Source organism: Corallococcus sp. CA047B (genome assembly GCF_003612065.1).
GTDB lineage: Bacteria > Myxococcota > Myxococcia > Myxococcales > Myxococcaceae > Corallococcus > Corallococcus praedator.
Genome location: NZ_RAWD01000166.1, coordinates 1 through 20,788 on the forward strand (window position 1 = coordinate 1; position 20,788 = coordinate 20,788).

Genomic DNA, 20,788 nt, shown 5'->3' on the forward strand with positions numbered 1-20,788 from the left:
ACCAGCCGGACTTCCGGCGCCTGCGCTTCAGTGGCGGATGGCTGCTGCATGGGAAGTCTCGCTCCTCCCCCTCCTGTTCCTTCAACAGGAGGGCGACTGCGGTCTCTTCCGAACTGCAGCTGTAGGAGTAGGCCCTGCCCGCGACCAGGTTCTTGCCCACGCCCAGGCGGTAGGCGAAGTACTTGCGGCCCGGAGTGTCATTGGGCAGCACGCGGACGGCGCGCCCGAGCACGGTCTCGATGCGGCTGCCATTGGCGGGGAACTGCTGGAATGCGTGCGGATCACTGGCGTCGCCGCAGTTCACCTCGTCCACCAGCGTGAGCGCCCCGAAGGCGGGCGGCGGCACGACGCGCGGCCTGGGGCCGGTGCCGACGCGGCCGGTGATGGCGAACTCCACGGCCCCGTTGGTGTTGGTCGCGGGCGCGGACACCAGCAGGTAGCGCCGCTTCGGCACGAGGCCGGTGCCTGCGTCGGTGTAGTCGCGCGTCCAGAGAGGGTCGCTGGTGGGGTGGGTGGGCGGAAGCCGCGTGATGAACCCGAAGCCGGGGGTGGTCTCCGCGACGTCGTCGTTGTTGAACAGGTTGTCGCGGGAGCTGGACCACCAGTAGGTCAGCGGCTGCTGCGCGGTGCGCCCCCACTGGTTCCAGAGCGTCCACGTGCCGGTGATGCGGACGTTGGCGAAGTCCGGCCCGAAGTCGATGTACGCCTGCCGCCCGGCATAGAGCCCCACGCCCTGGCCGCCGTCGCTGGCCCCGTAGCGCTCCTGGGTGGGCGGATGGAGCGTGGGCTGATCATCGAACGCGGCCTCCAGCGGGAAGTAGCCGACGCCCGTGGCCGCGCCCGCGCCGACAATGGGAATCACCTGCTCATCCCCCGCCGCGGAGGCCAGGCCCTGCGCCCGGGCGGCGGACGCGAACACCCCCACGAGCAGCCCGACCGGGAGCAGGGCGCGATACAGCCGGGCAACGGAAACACGACGTGTTCCAGACATGAATCAACTCTCAGGAAGATGGGACAAACCTGAAAGATACGATGTCTGAACCGCGCAGGAGAGGGAAGTGTTTCGAGGGCAGGCGGGCGGGCACCCGGATGGCTGTGATTCCGTGCGCAGCGTCACTGTTCAAGGGCGCTGTGAAAAAGAAACCGGCGCGGCCGCCAGGGAGTGGCGACCGCGCCGGTGGGTCGGGGCAGCAAACCCCTCTGGGATTACTGGCCGGAGCTGACCTGGAAGGTGGCGCCGGAGAAGGCCGAGTAGCCGCGGATCAGGACGTAGTACGTGCCCTGCTTCGCGGGGTTGAGGGTGCAGCTCTCGTCGTTGCTGGCACCCGCGGAGCGGCAGTCGTAGCTGGTGGTCGTGGGCGCGCTGCCGAACTTCACGTACAGGTCCGCGTCACCCGTGCCGCCGGAGAGCGCGAAGCGCATCGCGGTCGCGTTCGTCGGCGTGACGTAGTTGAGGTTCGTGCTGCCGTTGCGGCTGCCCGCGACGTTGCTCAGCGTGGTGATGACGGTCCAGGTCGGGGGCGCGGCCACGCCCACGGCGCTCCACGCTTCGTTGACGGACGCGACGGCGCTGGCACCGTACAGGTCGGAAGCGGCCTGCGCGGTGGCGGCGCGCGCGTCCGCGAAGGTGCTGCCCGGCGTCAGGTAGACGGTGTTCGCGCGGTAGAAGATGGCCGCGCCCTTCAGGATGCCCGTGTAGCGGTTGGCGTCGAGCGCCGGCACCACGTTGCTCGTCTTGCCGCGCGGGTGGCTTCCCCCGGAGACCATCAGGTGGAAGGCCAGGTTCGCGATGCCGGAGTTCCAGTGCACGCCGCCGCTGTCGGAGGTGCCCGTGTAGCGCGTGGGGTAGTAGTCGTAGTCGCCCGCGATGGCCGGGTCGTTCATGTACCGCAGGGCGTCGCCCGCGGTGGCCGGCGTCCAGCACTCCTCGCCAATCTTCCAGGTGTTGGCGCTGACGGCACCATCCCGGTACGCCTCGATGGAGGCGCCGAAGATGTCGGACATGGCCTCGTTCAGGGCGCCCGACTCGTTGGCGTAGATGAGCTCCGAGGACGTGTCGGTGACGGCGTGGGTCAACTCATGGCCGACGACGTCCAGCACCGTCAGCGCGGAGGACTGCACGCCGTCGCCGTCGCCGTAGACCATCTGCGTCCCGTTCCAGAACGCGTTCACGTAGTTCTTGCTGTAGTGGACCGTGGAGATGAGGTCCGTGCCCAGGCCGTCGTAGCTGTCACGGCCGAAGAGGGTCGCGTAGAAGTCGTAGGTGAGGCCCGCGTGGTCGTGGGCCTGGTCCAGCAGGACGTCGCTCGTGGGCCCCTGGGTCTCCGAACGGACCAGCGTCCCGGGCAGCGACGTGCGCGTCTTGGCCGTGTACGTCTTGCGGTTGCGGGTGGTCTGGAGGTTGTCGAAGTCCCGGACAGCCTCGCCCGTGTGCGCGTCGATGAAGATGTTCGGCATCGCCGGCCCGCCGTCCGCCTTCACCGTCTCCAATTGCACCCGCCACGTCAGGCGGGTGTCCCGGCTGTCGGCGAGGATCTGCAGGTCCGCCTTGGGCGTGCCCACCAGCACGCTGCCGTCCTCCAGCGAGCCCAGGGCGTTCTGGATGGCTTCGTCCCGCTTGAGCCGGGGCGTGGTGTCCACCTTGAGGTCGCGGGCGAGCCGGTCCGTCACGCTGGCGACGGTGCCGTCCTCCGCGAGGTGCACGATGGCCGCGGCGCCGAAGACGGGGACGCCCTTGAAGCTCTGCGCCAGGCGCTCATGCGCCTTGCCCCGGGGGTCCACCAGGAGGCGGTGGGCGGACAGCTCCCCCGCGCCACGCAAGAACTCGGGGCGCTGCGCCTGGAGGCGACGCAGGCCTTCGCCCCGGGCCGGCTTCGTCGCCAGGGCGCTGTCCTGCGCGTGCGGCAAGGCGTCATCGACGGTGCTGGTACCGCAGGCGCTTCCCAGCAACAGGAAGGGGACGAGCGAGGCGAGGCGGCGGATGCGCATGGGATGCTCCGGGTCGGTGGCGGAGCCCGTGAAGAATGCCGGGCCCTCCAGGAGACCCGCCATGCCCCGCACCGGCCACAAGGATTTTTGAATCCAGGGCATACCGCCACGCGGGCCGCGTCCTGGTCCAACGCAGGTGCTTGTCGGCACGACGCGGCGCCCGCTGCCTTTGGCTGTCGGCAGGGGGCACCGCCGGGCGAAGGCGCCGTGGCATCCGCCTTGCGTAGGGCAGCGGACAGTCCCCGCGCTCCGGAGAACGCCCATGCTCCCCTTGTCGTCACGCCATGTTGTCAGACGTTTCGCGAAGTCCTCCCTGATGTTGATGGCCCTGGGAGGCGTGACGCTGAGCTGCAAGGACGACCCGAAGGTGGAGGATCCGCCGCCCACGAACCCGCAGACGCTCTGCTCCGGCACCTTCAGCGACGGCACCACCCTCAACGTGGCGAACCCGCAGCCGCTGGGAGACGTCCCGCTGCCGGAGCAGTCGTTCTGCGACTTCCACACCTTCGCGTGGAACCAGTTCCTCTACCTGACCCAGACGGTGCAGGACCCCAACGACCCGGTGTTCCCCACCAAGCCGCGGTTCCTCTCCTACGCGCCCTGGTACAACATGCTCCAGCCGGACGGCGCGGCCGCGCCTGGCGCCTTCCCGGGTGGCGTCACGACGCTCCAGGTGGGCCACCTGGACAACAAGCAGGCCGGTGGTGGCCAGGACGAGCTCATCGACGTCTCCGGCAACACCGTGCTGTATGACATCCGCTTCAACGCGCCGATGTATGACTTCGTCGTCGGCCAGAACTACTACACGCAGGCGAACTACTACGCGTTCTGCCAGCCCGCGGATCCGAGCCAGCCCTTCACGCCGTGCAACAACACGAACCAGCTCTGGCTGCCGTGGGGAAGTGGCACGCCCACGACCCTGGGTTCGATGGGCTCCGTGGAGGTGAAGACGGCCTGGCGCCAGTTCCCGGGCAATGACTGTCCCGCGTCGCAGATGTACTGCGCGGGTTCGGGCCTGGGCCTCATCGCGCTGCACATCGCCCAGAAGACGCCGACGCACGGCGAGTGGGTCTGGGCTTCGTTCGAGCACGTGGCCAACACGCCGGACTGCGCGGCGGGCTCCAGCACCCCCATCGCGCCCCTGTCGCCGCTGGGGACGCCGTGGGCGCTCTTCGACCCCTCGAAGGTGCCCTCCAGCGTGATGGAGACGAAGACGTGCGGTGTCACCGCGGCGAATCCCCAGTGCAACCTGGACCCGCATGTCGGCGCGAACTTCCAGCAGGTCAACGTCTGCCGCACGGACGCGCTGCCAGCCGGGGGCGCGAGCGCCGCCAACTGCGCGGTGGTGGACTCCTCCTCGCAGGACCCCAACGCGAACAGCGGCGGCAACGTCTCGTGCCTGAACGCCACGCTGCGTCCGCAGCTCACGGGCATCTGGCAGAACTACCAGCTCATCGGCACGCTGTGGACCAAGGGGACGCAGGCGCCCGACGAGGACTTCTGGATCTCCCTCTTCCAGTCGGCCAAGCCGGGCCTGCCGGAGAAGACGGCGGTGGGCTTCCCGAACCTGGCCAACAGCGCGCTGGAGACCTATCTCCAGATTGGCTCGACGGCCTATGACCCGAACGCGCCGGGCCTGTCCAACGCGAACAAGGCCGGCTGCTTCGGCTGCCACAACCCGGTGGCCCAGGACAGCGACACCGACCTGAGCCACTTCCCGTCGAAGTTCAACGACTTCTCGCGCCCCCGCGTGCCCGCGGAGCCGTAAGCCTCCGGGTGAAGGCCTGCCTCAATCCTTGTCGGTCGCGGGGGCCTTCACCGCGACCGGCCGGATGCTGAACGGCACGTCGACGTAGGAGTCGAGGGTGTTCAGCACCCGGGCCATGGCGGTCGGCCGCTGTCCTCGCGCCAGGGCCAGCCGCATCTGCGCCTGATGCCAGGCCGTGACGCAGCGGAGCGTGGGCGGGGTGAGGTTGATGGCCCGGCGCATCGTGCCCTTCAGCAGCTTCCACGCGCGCTGCTGTCCCGGTCCCCAGGCCAGCCCGTACGCCTCGCGCCAGCGCTGAGGCAGCAGGCCGGCGGTGAGCAACTCATCGAGCTGTCCCCGGGTGAACGGTGAATTGAAGAGCAGGCTCGCCAGCTCGCGCGCGGTGTCTCCCACGCGCAGCGTCTCCCCCTCCAGTTGCTCGTGATACCAACTGTAGAAGGCCTCGAGCGTGGGCGGCATCTGCTCCGGCAGGAGCCCGAACTGCGCCGCGGCGAGCCGCGACTCCTCGTAGAAGCGGCGCTTCTCCTCCAGGCTGAGCGGTCGCACGAAGGTCTCGAAGACCACCATGGCGCCGTCGATGAGGGTGGCGAGCACCCACCGCTGCAGCAGCGGATCGTTCGCGCGATAGCGGCCCGCCCCGGCCGGAATGGTGCCGTTGACGCGACTGTGGAGGCTGTGGACCCGCTTCGCGGCACCCATCGCCTCGGGGAGGCCACCGAAGACGAGCTGATACATCGCCGTATAGGTGCGTCGCGCACGGCCGAGCAGGTCACCCCGGAAGTTGCTGTTCTGGGAGACGCCGACGGCCACGGCCGGATGGGCGATCTGCAGCAGGATGGCGCGCAGTCCGCCGAGGAGGATCACCGGCTCGCGGTAGATCACCCAGGTCATGCTGTCGGGGCCGTAGAAGCCCTCGACCTCGCCTGCCGAGTGCTCCCGCAGGTAGTTGAGACACTTGCGGAAATGCTCGCTGTCCTGGCTGATCTGTTGCTGCACTTCCGGAGACAACTGTCGCCAGCTCGGGTTCTCCTGCGCACTCACGATTCTGCCTCCGAACGACTCACAGCCGCCGCTTGAAGCCCGAGCGGCCTGTTTCATGAGACGGAGGAATTATCACACCCCCACGGCGCCTGGGGCGATCCCGGTGGCCTGCGGGGCGGCACTGCATGCAGGCTGCCGGGCATGACCCAGGTTTTTGAACGCATGACGACCGAGCGGCTGCTGCTGCGAGCCGTTCGTGACAGCGACGTGGAGGCAGTGTTCGTCCTCCATGGGGATCCGGAGACGAACCGCTACAGCGCCTCCGGGCCCATGCGCTCGCTGGACGCCGCGCGGACGCAATTGGGCGTGTGGCTGGACGACTGGGCGCGCACGGGCATCGGGTACTGGGTGGTGGAGCGGCGCGAGGAGCCCGGGGTCGCCGTGGGCTTCGGCGGGTTGCGCCACAAGGTGCTCGACGGCCAGCAGGTGTTGAACCTCGCCTACCGCTTCGCTCCCAATGCGTGGGGCTCCGGGTATGCGACGGAGTTGGCCCGCGCCGCCCTGGAACTGGCGCGCGAGCACCTGCCTCAAACCCCCGTCGTGGCCGTCATCCACCCGGAGAACGAGGCCTCCATCCGTGTCGCGACGCGGCTCGGGATGAGGCTTGACCGGATCATCGACTACGAGCGCGTTCCCAGCAGGCTGTACGTGCCGGCTTGAGCCAGGGGCGGCGGCTTCCCGTGACTTGACGGCTGAGCCGCAGCGGCGGAGAGGTCCCGGAGTCGCAGGCCATGGCTTCCTGGAGGACCTTCCGGAGGCGTACCGCCCTGAAGCTCACATCCGGGGCAGGGGCCATCCCCGCCCGGGGGTGGGGCGCGGATCCGCCGTGGATACCGTCGTCCCATGCCACTCGTCATCCCGCTGCTCAAAGGCCCGCTCACCGAATGGAGCGACTCCCTCCTGGTGGAAGGGGCCCTCCCCGGCGCGACGGTGCTGGCTCGAACCCTGGGGCCCAATCCGCGCGACATCGCGAAGGACGTTGTCTCCGGTGGACGTGACCGGGTGCCGCTCCTTCCCGGCATCAAGCTCCAGGAGAAGGACCGCATCCTCGTCCAGCAGGGGCTTGGCGCGGAGAAGAGCGGGTGGACGCCGGATCCGCTGGCGGTCCCCGTGGGCAAGGCGCCCACGGACCATGGCCTGCTCGCGCCGCTCTCCTTCAAGTCGCGCGCCTGGCAGTGCGGAGCTCGGGTCTGGGTGAAGGGCGCCGTGCCCGGAGCCCAGGTGGTCGTGACCGTCGCGGGGGGCGTCATCGCGAGCGGGAGGGCCACTGAAGCAGGGGATGCGCGGCTCGCACTCACCGCCAGCCTTCCCGGCGTCGGTCAATCCCTCCAGGCGCATCAGGAGGCGCCTCCAGGCTTCCCGCCGCTCGCCGGCACGCCCGTGGCGACGAGCACTGTCGTGTTGAGGATTCCGGTCGGATTGAAGGAGAAACTGCCAGCCCCCTTCCTCGGCGGCAGCCGACCCATGGGATGCGATGGTTCCTTCCTCTTGGCCGGCGTCTTCGACGGCGCGGACGTGACAGTCCTGCGCAGGTCGGACGGTTCGAGTGAGACCGCCACGTTCGACCTCGACCGCCTGAGCTTCGTGCTGTCCAAACCGCTTTCGAGCGGGGGCGACAAGCTGGAGATATCCCAGGCCCTGACACGGTGCCGCGAGTGGCTGCCCTCCGACCCGCTGCGCGTGGACGTCCCCCCGGCGGCGAAACCCGGGACGCCCTCGCTGCTGCCCCCGTGCGCGGACTCCGTCGACGTGTATGTGAATCAGTTGGAGCCCGGTGCCGTGGTCACGCTCGCCTACCAGGGGAAGGACTACCGCGGCATGGTGCCGCCCTCCGCCACGTCGTTCGTGTTCCGGCTCACGCCGCTCGCGGCGAACGAGACCCTCACCGCCAGGCAGGAGCGCTGCGGACTGTCCAGTGACCCGGGCTCGGTGACGGTGCCGGGCGTGGGCCTGTCCATCGGGCAGGTTCCGGACGTGGTGGATCCGCTCGTGGCCTGCGCGCGCGCCGTGCGCGTCACCGCGCTCACCGGTGCGTGGGTGCAGGTCTGGGCCTCCTCCGCGGGCGGCGCCACGCCCATCAGCAACCAGGTGTTCGCGACCGCCGACTCGCTGCGCGTCGAGGTGACGCCGTATCTCCACGAATCCCAGGAGGTGTGGCTCACCTATCGACTCTGCGGCGGCGGTGCGTGGGAGGAGTCTCCCCACCACCGGGTCGAGCCGAAGCCGGATGTCGGGCCCACGAACATCGTGCTGCCCCTGGTGGAAGGCACGAAGAGCGTCACGGTGGATGCCATCCCGGGCGCCGCGGTGGACGTCTTCGCCATCACCGGCATGCCCCTGAATGTGGAGCACATCGGCTCCGGGTTCGTGGATCCGCGGGTGAAATGGGTGGGCCTGACGCGGCCCCTCACGCAACGCGACCTCGTCTTCGCCGAGCAGCGCCTGTGCAGCGACAAGTCAGGCGTGGGCGCCACCCGCAACGTGTTGCCCGCCGTGCGGCAATTCACGCTCGGCATGCCGCTCAAGCGGCTCAGTACGCGCAACATGCCGAAGCCGCTTGTGTGTCAGTCCGCCACCGTCATCCTGCGGCACAACGGAAGCTGGGCGGCCACCGCCTTCCTGGAGAACGAGGAGGAGGAGGCTGATTGCAGCTTCGACCTGCAATTCAAGCTGGAGGGTGTCTCTTCGCCCTTTGGACTGGTGCTGAGCGGTGACCTGAGCGGCAAGGGCAGCACGCAGGGAACCGCTCTGCTGGGCATCCCCTCCAGCCAGACGTTCTCCCGGCAAGACCGCTTCGCTGGCTTCTCCAGTCCCACCTACTGGGAGGAGGTGCTGGGCGCGACCTTCCGCTTCGAGCTGTTCGTGGCGTGGAATGATTACGAGGGGTATCCCGAGGACGGGGAGTACGAAGAGACGCCAGACCCCCCTCCTTGAGGTACGGCTGGCTTCGTCCTTCGCGCTTCGATGCGAAGAAGAAGCCCGGCGACCCTCGAAGGGGGCACCGGGCTTCAGGTCCATCCGGGGTGTGTCCGCCCTCGACTACTCCGCGCGCGCCCGTTTCCGCCGGGAGGCCAGCGCGGCGAGCGCCAGCCACGCGAGCGGTGCCACCGGGGCCGCGCCGCAGCCGCAGCCGGAGTCATCCTCCTTGTCCGGAGGCGGGCTCGTGCCGGCGTCCGCGCCCGTTCCCGCGTCCGTGCCCGTTCCGGCATCCACGCCGGCGTCCGGCTGCACCTCCTCGCACGGCCCATCCCCGACGCACACCGTCACCTGCTGCTCGGCTTGCGCTCCGGCGGAGTCCACCACGACGAACCGCACCGTGTGCACGCCCGGAGACAGCCCGGTGGTGTCCCAGCGGTTGTGTTCCCCGCCGAAGTGGAAGTGATTGTCGGAGCGGATGTCCGTGTAGAGCTCCGTGCCGTCCACGTAGAACTCGGCGCGAATGCAGCCCACGTCGTCCACGCAGTCGCCGAAGAACTCCGCCGTGTTGCCGGACACGCGTTCGCCCTGGGTGGGCCGCGTGAGGATGGCGCGCGGCGGCTCATCCACCTTCGCCGTGAGGGTGAAGGTCTGGTCCGCGTCCGGTGCCACGCCATTGCTCGCGCGCACCGTCACGCTCACGGCGCCCGTGGAGGCAGGCGTCCAGGACACGAGGCCAGTGGCCGCGTCCAGGGTCATCCCCGGAGGCACCGTGCCCACCAGCGAGTACGTCGGCGCCGGACGACCCCTGGCCTCCACGTCGTACCGGTAGGCGAGGCCCACCACGGCGGAGAGGCCGGGCGTGGAGGTGATGGCGGGGGCGAGCGGTTCGTCATCCTGCTCCACCGCCTCCAGGGCGCGCGCGTCCAGGCCCGGCATGGCGAGGGTGATGGTGGCGACGCCGTCCAGGTTGTCCGCGTCCGGCGCGGCCCGCAGCGTGACGGACTGGGGCGTGCTCCAGTTGGACACGGTGAAGTTCAGCGTGGCCCCGGCGGTCACGGTGATGTCCTCGTCGCCCTGGGTGCGCGCCACGGTGACGGTGACGTTCGACGTGGGCCGCTGGGAGAGCGACACGTCGAGCGTCGCGGTACCGTCCTCGGGGATGAGCACCCGCGTGGTGGACAGCACCAGCCGGGCGGAGTTGTTGTCGATGGTGGTGGCCACCACGGACTCGTCCGTCAGGCCCGCCGCCGTCACCACGAAGGTGGCCGTGTCCGCGTCCGCGTCCGCGTCCTCCACCGCCCCGAGCGTGACGACCTGGGGCACGCTCCAGTCCGTCGGGGAGAAGGTGAGGCTGGCGCCGCTCGCGATGCTCAGGTCCTCGGAGCCGCCCATCGCTCGCGCGACCTGCACGGCCACGGGCGCGGCGGGCGCCTGGGCGAGCCGCACGGTGAACACCGCCCGGCCTCCCTCCACGAGGCGCAGGTTGAGCGAGGACACGACCAGCTTCTGCGCGGTCGTCGTCGGAGCAATCCGGCGCACGACGCCATTGGTGTACCCGAGTGCGTAGAGCGCTCCGTCCGGCCCCACGGCCATGTCCACGTTGGAGGTGAAGCCGGAGCCCCACGCGTCCACCGTCGCCACCGAGTTGTCCGCCGCGAGCGTGGCGCGGGTCACCTGGGCGGAGTTGAAGTCGCCGAAGAAGAAGTTGCCGCGGTACTCCGGCGGGAAGAGGGTGGCGTCATAGAAGGTGCCACCCGTGATGGAGCCGCCCAGGCCCTGCGTCCGCGCGGTGCCCCCGCCACTGCTCGCGTCGGGCAGCCCCGGCTGGGCCACGGTGAAGGTGGTGGTCGTGGGAGCGGCGGCCGCGCTGGCGACGTAGAAGTCGCCGTTGAAGCTCGCGTTGCCCACGCCTTCGAAGGTGATGAGCTCACCCTTGCGGAAGCCATGCGCCCCGGTGGTGGTGAAGGTGGTGACGCCCGCCGTGCGCACGGCGCCTCCCGTGGCGGTGAGGTTGCGCGTGTCCGTCCCGTTGGTGCGGTACTTGATGACGGGGGTGAGGTAGTCGTTGCCGACGGGCTGGTTGTTCTCGAAGTCGTTGTAGCCGGCGTGGCTGCGCCGGGTCGCGACGAAGATCTGCTCGTAGCCCGTGCCCACCGTGTTGACCCACAGCTGGCCGGTGGTGGGCTGGAAGGTGAGGGTGAACGGATTGCGGAAGCCGCGCGCCCAGATGTATTCGTTGTTGGGGCCCACGCCGTCGTTGAACGGGTTGTCGTTGGCGGGCGTGCCGTCCAGGTTGGCGCGGCTCACCTTGGAGGCCATCGACGTGAGGTCCGCGTCCACGCCCGTGCCGTTGCCCAGGTCGCCAATGGCCCAGTAGAGCTTGCCATCCGGCCCGAAGCCGATGCCGCCGCCATCATGGTTGTTGCCCGTGGTGGGCAGGTTGCGGACGACCTCCGTGCGCGCGGTGCCGGTGCCATTGGCGTCCGTGTAGCGGACGATGCGCTGCTCGGAGGCGGAGACGGTGACGAAGAAGTAGACGTAGCGGTTGACCACGTAGTTCGGGTCGAACGCGATGCCGATGAGGCCACACTCGCTGTTGGTGTGGACGGTGGGCTCCGTGGCGAACAGGCGGGTCACCAGCGAGCCCGCCTGCGTCTCCAGGACGCCGTCCTTCATCGCCACGGTCCGGACGGCGCCGTTCTTGAGGGTGACGAACAGCCGGCCGGAACCATCCGGTGCCCACGCCATGCCGGTGGCGGGCGTCAGGGCGTTGGATGAGAAGTTCGTTTCGGTGAAGCCGGTGGGCACCGTGGCCCAGGCCGGGGAGCCCAGCAGCAGCAACAACAGGGATGCAACGAGGGGGGATCGCATGGCCCGTGAAGTTACCGCACGCCGAGTGGGCCTTCAGTCCCTCATCGGCGCGAAGTCACCCCGGGGCTGCATCCGCGCGGGCTTTTTCCAGCCCGGCTGCTGACGTGCTCGCGCGAGCGGGCATGTCCCCCGTGACGTGGCTCAGGCCAGCTCGGGGTTCTTCCACGCATGGGGGGGCAACGGCAGGGTGGAAAGAGGAGGACGCGCCAGCGAAGGCATCATGACGTAGCCCTGCTGGGTCTCCAGACCGAGCACTTCCGCGAGGCGGAGGAGTGCCAGCCCCTTCATGAAGAGGCGTCCTTCGGTGAGCTGCGTCTCTTCGTCGATGCTCATGTCCCGTTTGCCTTGGGCGAACTGTTGTCCGCGCGCGTGGATGAGGCGTTCCAGGGCATCGTCGAACGCATTTCCCTCTCCCCCCAGGAGCGCATGGAGCGCATCGAGATAGGGGTCCGCTCCACCTTCCAGGACCGTCCTCCACCGTGCCAGGGCCGCGACAAGCGTGGCCTTTTGCCCTGGAGGTGCGAGCAGCATCAAGCCCATGCAGTGGGGCAGGAGGAAGTCATCCTCGTACTCGATTCGTGGCTCATGGTGTGTGGGGAGCAGTTGCCCCAGTTCCCGGGCTGTCGGAAGGTCCCCTGCGACCAGGGCGTCGGTGAAGGAGAAGACCCTGCTGGCGCACGAGTGCACGGGGTTGAAGTCGCGCCCAAGCTGGAGTTGGGTGAAGAATCGAAGCGTGGTCTGGGCGGAGCGGCGGAGATTGAGGGAGAACGCTTGCGCGTCCGCCTGGAGCAACAACTGGCACATGGCCAGAGTTCGATAGGCATAGGCCAGCTTGACGTATGCGAAGCCAGAGGACTCTTCCGTGTCGGTGGCTTCGATGCTGGCAAGCGCATCCTGGATGCGGTGCCTTGAGTTGATGAGAAGGGACGCGAGTTCGGACATGGCAGGGCTACTCCCGGATGTCACACTCTTCGCCTATTTCGATGAACCCCAGGCCGGTCATGCCCTCGGCCTGGAGCACGGCGCGCAGCGCTTCGTGGACGATCATGACGGATGGAAGCTGCTTGAGGCGCATGATGCGAGCGGTTTCCGGGACCTTCTTCATGTCCAGCCCCAACTTGTTGAGGAAAAGGTAGGTGCCCTTCTCCATCTTCGAGGGCGTTGCCCTGGTGCTGGCGGGGTCGACACAGTCGACGACACCCAGGATGTTGGCGATGAAGCACCGCTCACGGGCGATGCGCCCTTTGTGGTTGCGCAGGGTGAATGGAAGAAACTCGATGTCGGCCCGCGCGTGCTGTTCCAGCAACGCCTTGGCGGCCTCGGACACCAGCGTGCAGGCGACGACGTTCTGGATGAAATCCGGTACGAGGATGCCCGGGTATCGGTCCGTCATCTTGAATTGTACGTCTGGGGGATACTGTTTCGCGACCGACCGGCCCTCCGCCAGCTTCCAGGAGAGTGGATAGAGTTCGTCAGGCAGGCTCAGGATCCCACAGAGGGACGGATCCTCGATGGCACGCAGAATGGAGTAGGAACTCTTGGACATCTCATCTCCTCACAGGGTCAGCACCGTGGCGGGACGGCGAACTGTGTCTCTTTTTTCTCGTTGATCTTCATGCCCGGGTAGTTCCGACCCCAAGCGACGATCACCAGGAATTCCCGCGCGGACCACGTCTCCAACTCGTCTTTGATACCACGCATCTCCGCGTGGGTAGGATGCTCGCCCTCGGGGTCGGCCGCTTTCAACAGCCGACGCGCTACCTTGTTGACGATCTGGGATACATGCCTGTTGTACGAGGTATGTGCTCCGCAATGGCACGGCAGTCGCATGGCATAGCCGTCGCGCTGGTTCGTGGGCAGGATGATGATGTTGACGCCCCGGTTGATGTTGTACCCAGCGCGCAGCAACATCTCAATGGCCGAGGGGTTCTTCTCAAGTCCCTCCTGGAGGGCTTGAATGGGAAGGATGTGATGGAGTTGGTTGCTCCAGGGCCAGTAGCCATTCTGGAAATTGCATCCTTGTCCGAACCACCAGAGATTGCCTCGGGTGGTGGGATTCCGGTGGGCTGAGTAGCTGCCGTAGATTCGCATGACGTTGGTCACGCGGATGTGGTCGGCGCCCTGTGTGAAGTCGAGTTCGTAGATCTTGCGATGGTTGGCCTGGATATAGCTTCGGCCATTCTCGGGATACTTGTGGCCCTTGAGTCCACACACGCGCCAGATGCAACCGTTCAACTCGCCGCCCCGGTGGGCGTCCTTCTTGTTCTTGAGCGCGTCGATATGTTCGTCATCTTGGCTCATCGCGTCTCCTCAATGCAGTCCGGGGATGCTCATGGGGCCGTCCCCGGATGGTGAAGCAGCAGGGCAGAACGTTGTTTGCGCTCGTCCAGCAATAGGACAAGGACATGGGGTGTCCTTGCATAACCACGGACAAGGCTCCTGACGGACATGCAGGCGGAGACAGGTCCGGTGGCGGCGCCCAGCTCACCAAAACTGTCCACGGGCAGGACGAGTCGGAAGCTTGTGGGAAGGCGGGCCGACGTCATCCGGACCAGGGCGCTCCCGTAGTCCATCGCTCGGAAGGGGTCGCCGTTCAGATTGACGACCGCGGACCCGATGGCCCCGTCCTGTTCGCTCCAGGATTCGAGGCAGGCCGTGGTCGCGGCGAATAGCGCTGCTCCGGTGGAGGGCGTGCCGGAGAATCGATCGAAGGACTCTTCCGCGATGCCAACAGGCCCCAGCAAGGCCTGAATGCGGGCGCCACGGGCGTCCGCCGCGCGAGCCGACTCAATCAGGACGAAGCCCGCAGCCTCGCCAGGCAGGAATCCAACGGGTGAATTGGGCGTCCGCGTGAGCTGCAGTTCGCGTGCTGCGAGGAGCGGGCCTCCATCGATGAGTGAGTCGATTCCACCCACGATGCACCGGTCCACTGTTCGTGAGTTGAGCAGGTTCCGAGCCCGCAGGAGGAGGTGCGCGAAGGATGCGGGTCCGCCACGAAAGCGCTCGAGGATTCGAGGCCGTGTCTCAAACCCGGTCAGGGCCATCAATCGCTCAGGGAACGACTTCCACGTGGCCTGAAGGAGGGCTTCGGCCGGGAGGTCTTCCGGGGCGAAATCGGAGGTGGCTGTGGCCGTGGCTCCACGCCCAAGGAGGGTCTGCTGGTGAAAGTCATCCGGGAGTTGAAGCAGCAGGGCGGTCCCCGCGAACTCCTCTGGCTTGAGTTTCACGTGGAAGAGAAGGTCCTGAATCGCCGCCTCTCCGAGGCAGAGCAGCCGGCCAGGGCCTTCGAAGCCGCCGGCCACCCAGTTCGCGGGATGCCCCTTCAGGGCTTCGGTCCGCAGGGTCTCTTCCTCGACCTCCGTCTGCTCCAGGTCCGTGATGCGCGTCAGGCCTGCCCGTGCAGCCGCGCAGGCCTGGACGGCATTGCCGAGCGACGAGGCCATCCCGATGCCCGTAATGGCGATGCGGCCTTCCCTCAATGGGGGGCTCCTTCGCGAAGCGGATGTCTGACATCCGCTTGGCAAAGGATGAATGGGTGGGCGCATGACAGTCAATGCCGTGCGCCAATGCCATGGGGAGGCGGCTGCATCCTCGCGGGCTTTTTCCAGCCCGGCTGCCGTCGCCTTCGCGTCAGCCGGACCGGGGGCTCACTACAGCGTGACGTTGCCGGACACGACTTCCATGAACTTGCACGGGACGTTGCTTGCGAGCGTGCCGCAGGTCGACGGCTGCGCGGGCGTCCACGTCGTGGCGTTGAGCGTGATGGCCGCCTGCGCACGCTGGCGGTAGACACCCGCCGCGGAGGGCGTGGCGTTCGCCGTCTGCCCGCCGAAGTCGGTGCTCGTCTCGGGGTAGCAGCTGCGGCTGCCCGCCACCGCCGTCCACGTGACGGTGCCCGTGCTGCTCACCGACTTCTTCTCCTCGACGGAGCACACGTAGATGATGGGGGAGTCCTGGCTGCAATCCCAGACAGACGCCTGGGCGCTGATGCGACCGTCGTCATTCGCATACGGCGTCGTCGCTTCGACGACACAGGTCGTGCCGGGGATGGACTTCGTCACCGCTGACTCGACCTGCGCGACTTCACTGCCCGGCGCGGTCGGCTCAACGACTTCAGGAGAGGGGGTGTTGGGGGGCTCGAACGACTGCTCACGTCGCCGTCGCCCCGGAAAACACCCTCATATCCGAGAACCCGAACCAAGCTGCGCGGCAGGTGCCTACCTGGAGGCCAGGACCTGACCGAGCTTGCGCACGCTCTCTGAGAAGGGGCCCCGGGCGAGTTCCTGTCCGGAGTCGCTGAGCACCTGGGCGAAGACCTGGCCGAAGCCCTTCTTCAAGCCCATGGACTGGTGGGGTTCACCCTTGGTGTCGGCGACCATGTAGAGCGACGACTCCAGCTCGGGCGGCGGGGCCTCACCCTTCTGGCGGAACAGGTTGCGCATCTCGTCGAGCGACTCGTCGTGGCCCTTCTTGATCTGCTTGCGGGCCATGCCCTTGAAGAGGCCCGGGACGTCGCGCAGGTCCACGTGGACGACGACGATGGGCTTCTTGGAGCGCATCTCGTAGATGAACTGGTAGGCGTGCTTACGGAGCTCTTCCTGGGTGCCCCGGTTGGTGTACAGCACCAGCGTGGGCCGGCCCTGCCCGATGGGGACCTCCTTGCCAAACACATCCTTCGATTCGGCGGCACTGGCGGGGAGGGCTCCCAGCATCAGTCCCAGGAGGCAGGTCAGCAGGGCGGTCTTCTTCATCATGCGGGGTGTCCTTTGAGAGAGGGGCGTCAATGGTTCCCATCAACCGCGAGAATCCCCCCGTGAATCCCGACCCAAAACGACCTTTGGCGCAGCACTCCCACCCAGCGACCCCTGAGTCCCTGCGCGTGCCTGTCCGCCTGCCGGTTCAGGATGTCGGGGGCCCCACGTAACGGGCCCTGGGCCGCAGCAGGTGTCCCTGGTCGCGCTGCTCCAGGATGTGCGCCACCCAGCCCGCCGCGCGCCCCACCGCGAACACCGCCGAGGCCGCTCCCACGGGCAGTCCCAGCGCCTTCGACAGCATCACCAGCCCGACCTCCATCGACGGCGCGGGGTGTCCCGCCTTGCGCATCACCTCCAGCACCGCGGACGCCACGCGGACCCCGGGCGCGTCTGGCTTCAGCTCCCGCGCGGCTTGAATCAGGCAGGGCGTCCGGGGATCCCCCGCCGGATACAGCCGGTGTCCGAAGCCCGGCACCAGCGCTCCCGTGCGCAGGCGCTCGGACACCACCTCCCGGGCGCGCTCGGGCGCACCGACCTCCGTGAGCAATGCCTCCACGCGGTCACAGGCCCCACCGTGCTGGGTGCCGGAGAGGGCCGCCATCCCCGCGCCCACGCAGGCGTACAGATCGGATCCGGACGAGGCGGTCACCCTGGCGGCGAACGTCGACACGTTGAGCTCATGGTCCGCGCAGAGCACCAGGGCGCGGTCCAGCATCGCCTGGGCCCGGGGAGACGCCACGTCCCACGCCACCGCGAGGGACGCCGACACCGTGCGCGCTCGCAGCGCCCGCGTCACACGCTCGGGGGCTCGTGGCACGCACACCCAGGCGGCCAGATGTCGCAGCAGGGCCCGGGCCCGCTCCAGCTCCTGCTCTGGAGGCAGCGCGAAGCGCACCGCGTCCCGGGTCGCCAGCAGGGTGACCAGGGTCGCCAGCACCTTCGCGGGCGGCGCCCCTTTTGGCAGGAGCTTCGCCAGCGTCGAAGGAGGGAAGGGGGCCCGGGGCGCGCGCCACTTCGTCCCCGGGGGTTCCGGCAGGGTGCCCGACCACAGCAGCTCCGCCACATCCTCGAAGGACCGTCCCTCCGTCGCGAGCACCACCGCCGAGTGGCGTCCCCGGTACGCCAGCCCTTGCGGCTCCACCCGGGACACGGCGGAGTCGATGACCGGCTCGCCCCACCGCAGCGCTCCGGCCGCCACCGCCGCGTGTCCCGCCCGTGCGTCGTGGCGTGTCTTCAGGCGCTCCACGTCCGCGCGCGCGTAGCGGTTCTCCTTCGTTCCCTGCACCGGCACGCACCGCACGAGCCCCCGGCTCACGTAGGTGTACAGCGTCGCGCGCTTCACCCTGAGCAGCGTCGCCGCTTCCTTCGCGGACATCAGCTCCTCCTCCCGCTCAGGTCGATGGTCGAATCGAGATTGAGAGCGTCCACCCCGACGTCTATCCATGCTCCACCACCTCCTGACGGGAGAGTGTCGACGCGACGCGATTCGCTGTCGATGTGCCCCCCACGCGAGGGCCTGGAAGCCAACCGAGGAGGATGCTCATGCAGGTGGACTTTGGCCGCACGTCGGCGGACTACGCGCGGCACCGCGCCGGCTTTCCAGACGCCTTCTTTGAACGGCTCGTCCGGGAGGGTGTCGTCCGCCCCGGGCTTCGCGTCCTCGACCTGGGCGCGGGGACGGGCACCCTGGCCCGGGGGCTGGCGAAGCGCGGCGGCGGGGTCACCGCGCTCGACGTCTCCGCCTCCATGCTGGACTCCGCCCGACAGCTCGCCACCAGTGAAGGGCTGTCCATCGACTTCCGGGTGGCCCCGGCGGAGGCGACCGGGCTTGCTCCAGGCACCTTCGAGCTCGTCACCGCCGGCACGTGCTGGCATTGGTTCGACCGGGCCGCCGCGGCCCGGGAGGCGCGGCGGGTGCTGGCCCCGGGCGGGCGACTGCTCATCGCGCACTTCGACTGGCTGCCTTTGCCGGGCAACGCGGTGGAGGTGGTCCACTCCCTCATCGACACCTTCAATCCCTCCCAGGTCGCGCCCTACGTCAGCTTCGGCCATGACGTCGGCATCTATCCGCGGTGGTTCCTGGATGTCGCGACGGAGGGCTTCACCGCCCTGGAGTCCTTCTCCTTCGACACGGTCGTCCACTACTCCCACGAAGCGTGGAGGGGCCGCGTGCGCGCCAGCGCCAAGGTGGGGGCGGCGCTCCCGGCTGATGAAGCCGCGCGCTTCGAGGTCGCGCACGCGAAGCTCCTCGCCGAGCGCTTCCCGGAGGAGCCCCTCGCGATTCCCCACCGCGTCTTCGCGCTCCTGGCCACCCGGCCCTGACGGAGGCGGGTGACAGAATGCGGGGCCTCCGGTGTTCAACCCGCCAGCACCCGATTGCTGGAGGTCGCAGACCATGGGCAGTTCACTGGACCGTCGCACCCTCATCCAAGCCAGCCTGGGGCTGACGGGGGGGCTCGCGCTCCTCCGGGGCACCCCCGCCCTCGCGGCGCGTCCTCCGGCGGCTTCCGCTTCCGCTGCGTCCGATGAGGCGCCGCGCCCCTGGTACGAGCTGGGGTTGATGGCGGACCCCATCATGGACAGCCAGTTGCTCCATTTCCTGGCGGCGACCTACAGCGCCCAGGCGGACATCAGCGAGGTGCTGGACACCGCGCACCGCATCGTCCCGGGAGATGACTGGAGCTGGCCCAACGAGTGGGTCCGCACCGCCGACCGCATCCGCGCCATGGGCGATGTGAGCCTGTCCCGCCGCCATGGCATCAGCGCCGGCAATGCCTACCTGCGGGCCGCCAACTACTACCGGGCCGCGCTCATCCACCACCCCGAGCCGGGTGACCCGAGCGTGCTCGCCATCGGGCGCAAGGCGGTGGCCGCGTACGACAAGGCCCTCACGCTGCTCAAGATTCCCGGCGTCCCCGTGCGCATCCCCTACGAAGGCACGACGCTGCCCGGCTACTTCTTCCGCGCTCCGAACGCCCGGAGCATCGCGCCCCTGCTCATCTTCCAGCAGGGCCGCGACGCGTGGCCGGAGGAGTCCAAGTATGTCATTGATGCGGCGCTGGCGCGGGGCTACCACTGCCTCATCGTGCATGCGCCCGGACAGGGCATGGCCATCCGCGAGCAGGGGCTACCCTTCCGGCCTGACTGGGAGCAGGTCATCCGCCCGGTGGTGGACTTCGCCCTGTGCATCGCGGGCGTGGACTCACGGCGGATTGCCCTGCTGGGGTGGAGCATGGGCGGAGCGCTCGTGCCGCGCGCGGCGGCCTTCGAGCGGCGCATCAAGCTGCTCATCCCCAATCCCGGTGTCCTGAACTGGGGCGAGTCCTCCTTCGAGCAGTTCAACATGTACTTCCCGGAGCTGATGCCGCTGCTGGACAGCGCCCCCCAGGCCTTCGACGCGGGCATGGCCCAGCTCATGGCGCAGGTGTTCCTGTTCCGCTGGTACATGAAGGACTCGATGAACAAGCACGGCGCCAGCTCGCCGTCGGACCTGCTCTTCAAGCTCCGCGAGTTCAACAACGAGCCCGTCGTCCACCGCATCCGCTGCCGCACGCTGGTGATGGACGGCACCGCCGAGGCCTTCTCCCAGGGACAGGCGCGGCTGCTCTTCGACGCCCTGAACTGCCCGAAGGACTACATGCTGTTCACCCAGGAGGACACCGGCCTGCTGCACTGCCAGGAAGCCGCGCAGGCCGTGGCCAATCACCGGATGTTCGACTGGCTCGACGAGTACCTCTGAGTCCGGCTACCCGCCGCCCGGCGCCTCCAGGATGACGCGGAAGAGGCGCTCCACCTCCTCCGGATCCAATCCCAACTCCGTGGCCCAGGCCCGGCGCGCGGCGAGCAGCGCCTGCGTACCGGACGGCTCCTCGGGCGCATGGGCGCGGCTCTGGCGCCGGGCCAGCTCGCCGCGGCGGGCCAGCAGCTCCACCAGCTCGCGGTCGAGCTGCTCGATGTGCTCGCGCGTCTCCCGGGGCTCCGGCGGTCCGGACGCGAGCCCGGGCAAGGCCATGCCCGCCACCTCCCTGGCACTGGCCACGGCGGGCAGGGCGGCCAGGTCGCGGTGGATGTCCTGGAGCGCTTGCAGCAGGCGCTCCCGCGCTTGCGTCGCGAAGCGGTTCTCCTGTTGGATGGCGGTGAAGAGGTGACCCGCGTCCGAGCGGACCGTCTCGATGGTGCGCGAGAGCGCCTTGAAGCTGGCCGGCGCGAAGGGCACGTCCACCGCCACCCCCGAATCCACCATCCCCTTGGCCACGAAGAACGTGAGCGCGTGGGTTTCCGCCATCACCCGGTCGTGTCCCTCCGGCGTCTGCTCGATGACCTCACAGCCCAGCGCCTCGTAGAAGCGCCGCGCGCGCGGGGCCGCCTCCGGATGCAGTGGGTTGGGGCAGACGACGACGCGCATGGGGCGCTCCGCCATGGCCAGGCTCAAGGGGCCGAACAGGGG

Annotated in this window: 17 protein-coding genes; 5 read left to right on the forward strand and 12 right to left on the reverse strand. The window is 68.6% G+C overall.

All coding sequences use genetic code 11. From position 1 onward, the window contains the following. Together D7X74_RS24160 and D7X74_RS24165 are read right to left on the reverse strand one after the other, a co-directional pair. Window positions 1–991: hypothetical protein (locus D7X74_RS24160; RefSeq protein WP_147446665.1), on the reverse strand; the 991-nt coding region annotated here is incomplete at its 3' end. Window positions 992–1,206: 215 nt separating this feature from the next. Continuing rightward, window positions 1,207–3,051: a M4 family metallopeptidase gene (locus D7X74_RS24165; protein ID WP_304984926.1), complete on the reverse strand. Its 1,845-nt coding sequence runs from the start codon at window positions 3,049–3,051 to the stop codon at window positions 1,207–1,209. A gap of 253 nt (window positions 3,052–3,304) precedes the next feature. Between D7X74_RS24165 and D7X74_RS24170 the strand changes: the two genes are divergently transcribed. Continuing rightward, window positions 3,305–4,756, forward strand: coding sequence for a hypothetical protein (locus D7X74_RS24170; RefSeq protein ID WP_120535357.1), 1,452 nt, complete (start codon window positions 3,305–3,307; stop codon window positions 4,754–4,756). A gap of 21 nt (window positions 4,757–4,777) precedes the next feature. On the opposite strand, the gene D7X74_RS24175 is transcribed toward D7X74_RS24170, so the two are convergent. Then, window positions 4,778–5,797 (reverse strand): oxygenase MpaB family protein, encoded by a 1,020-nt coding sequence (locus D7X74_RS24175; protein WP_158622285.1) that lies wholly within the window; start codon window positions 5,795–5,797, stop codon window positions 4,778–4,780. Between the two features lie 162 nt (window positions 5,798–5,959). Here D7X74_RS24175 and D7X74_RS24180 point away from each other — a divergent pair, with 162 nt between their 5' ends. Continuing rightward, entirely contained in the window at window positions 5,960–6,457 is a 498-nt protein-coding gene (locus D7X74_RS24180) for a GNAT family N-acetyltransferase (protein ID WP_233602223.1), read from the forward strand. 183 nt (window positions 6,458–6,640) lie between these two features. Further along, on the forward strand, window positions 6,641–8,731 hold the full coding sequence (locus D7X74_RS24185) for a hypothetical protein (RefSeq protein ID WP_120535360.1): 2,091 nt from the start codon (window positions 6,641–6,643) through the stop codon (window positions 8,729–8,731). Window positions 8,732–8,836: 105 nt separating this feature from the next. Here the strand turns inward: D7X74_RS24185 and D7X74_RS24190 are convergent, their stop codons facing one another. From D7X74_RS24190 to D7X74_RS24225, 8 genes are all read right to left on the reverse strand, one after another. Beyond that, the gene (locus tag D7X74_RS24190) at window positions 8,837–11,587 is read right to left on the reverse strand and encodes a PQQ-dependent sugar dehydrogenase (protein WP_120535361.1); all 2,751 of its coding nucleotides are present in this window, start codon (window positions 11,585–11,587) and stop codon (window positions 8,837–8,839) included. Between the two features lie 141 nt (window positions 11,588–11,728). Continuing rightward, window positions 11,729–12,529 carry an immunity 49 family protein gene (locus tag D7X74_RS24195; protein WP_120535362.1) on the reverse strand — a complete coding sequence of 267 codons (801 nt, stop codon included), beginning with the start codon at window positions 12,527–12,529 and terminating at the stop codon, window positions 11,729–11,731. Window positions 12,530–12,536: 7 nt separating this feature from the next. Further along, window positions 12,537–13,133, reverse strand: coding sequence for an imm11 family protein (locus D7X74_RS24200; protein ID WP_120535363.1), 597 nt, complete (start codon window positions 13,131–13,133; stop codon window positions 12,537–12,539). A 17-nt stretch (window positions 13,134–13,150) separates the two neighbouring features. After that, the gene (locus tag D7X74_RS24205; protein WP_120535364.1) at window positions 13,151–13,888 is read right to left on the reverse strand and encodes an AHH domain-containing protein; all 738 of its coding nucleotides are present in this window, start codon (window positions 13,886–13,888) and stop codon (window positions 13,151–13,153) included. A 29-nt stretch (window positions 13,889–13,917) separates the two neighbouring features. Beyond that, complete coding sequence (locus D7X74_RS24210; protein WP_120535365.1) at window positions 13,918–15,066, reverse strand: hypothetical protein; 1,149 nt, start codon at window positions 15,064–15,066, stop codon at window positions 13,918–13,920. 171 nt (window positions 15,067–15,237) lie between these two features. Continuing rightward, entirely contained in the window at window positions 15,238–15,648 is a 411-nt protein-coding gene (locus tag D7X74_RS24215; RefSeq protein ID WP_233602224.1) for a hypothetical protein, read from the reverse strand. 156 nt (window positions 15,649–15,804) lie between these two features. Further along, window positions 15,805–16,341 (reverse strand): hypothetical protein, encoded by a 537-nt coding sequence (locus D7X74_RS24220; RefSeq protein ID WP_233595772.1) that lies wholly within the window; start codon window positions 16,339–16,341, stop codon window positions 15,805–15,807. A 145-nt stretch (window positions 16,342–16,486) separates the two neighbouring features. Continuing rightward, window positions 16,487–17,716 (reverse strand): citrate synthase family protein, encoded by a 1,230-nt coding sequence (locus tag D7X74_RS24225; RefSeq protein WP_233602225.1) that lies wholly within the window; start codon window positions 17,714–17,716, stop codon window positions 16,487–16,489. 167 nt (window positions 17,717–17,883) lie between these two features. On the opposite strand from D7X74_RS24225, the gene D7X74_RS24230 reads away from it, so the two are divergent. After that, on the forward strand, window positions 17,884–18,663 hold the full coding sequence (locus D7X74_RS24230; RefSeq protein WP_120535370.1) for a class I SAM-dependent methyltransferase: 780 nt from the start codon (window positions 17,884–17,886) through the stop codon (window positions 18,661–18,663). A gap of 73 nt (window positions 18,664–18,736) precedes the next feature. Next, window positions 18,737–20,080, forward strand: coding sequence for a S9 family peptidase (locus D7X74_RS24235; protein ID WP_120535367.1), 1,344 nt, complete (start codon window positions 18,737–18,739; stop codon window positions 20,078–20,080). Between the two features lie 6 nt (window positions 20,081–20,086). On the opposite strand, the gene D7X74_RS24240 is transcribed toward D7X74_RS24235, so the two are convergent. Next, the coding region (locus tag D7X74_RS24240) for a chorismate mutase (protein WP_120535371.1) at window positions 20,087–20,788 on the reverse strand (702 nt) is incomplete at its 5' end.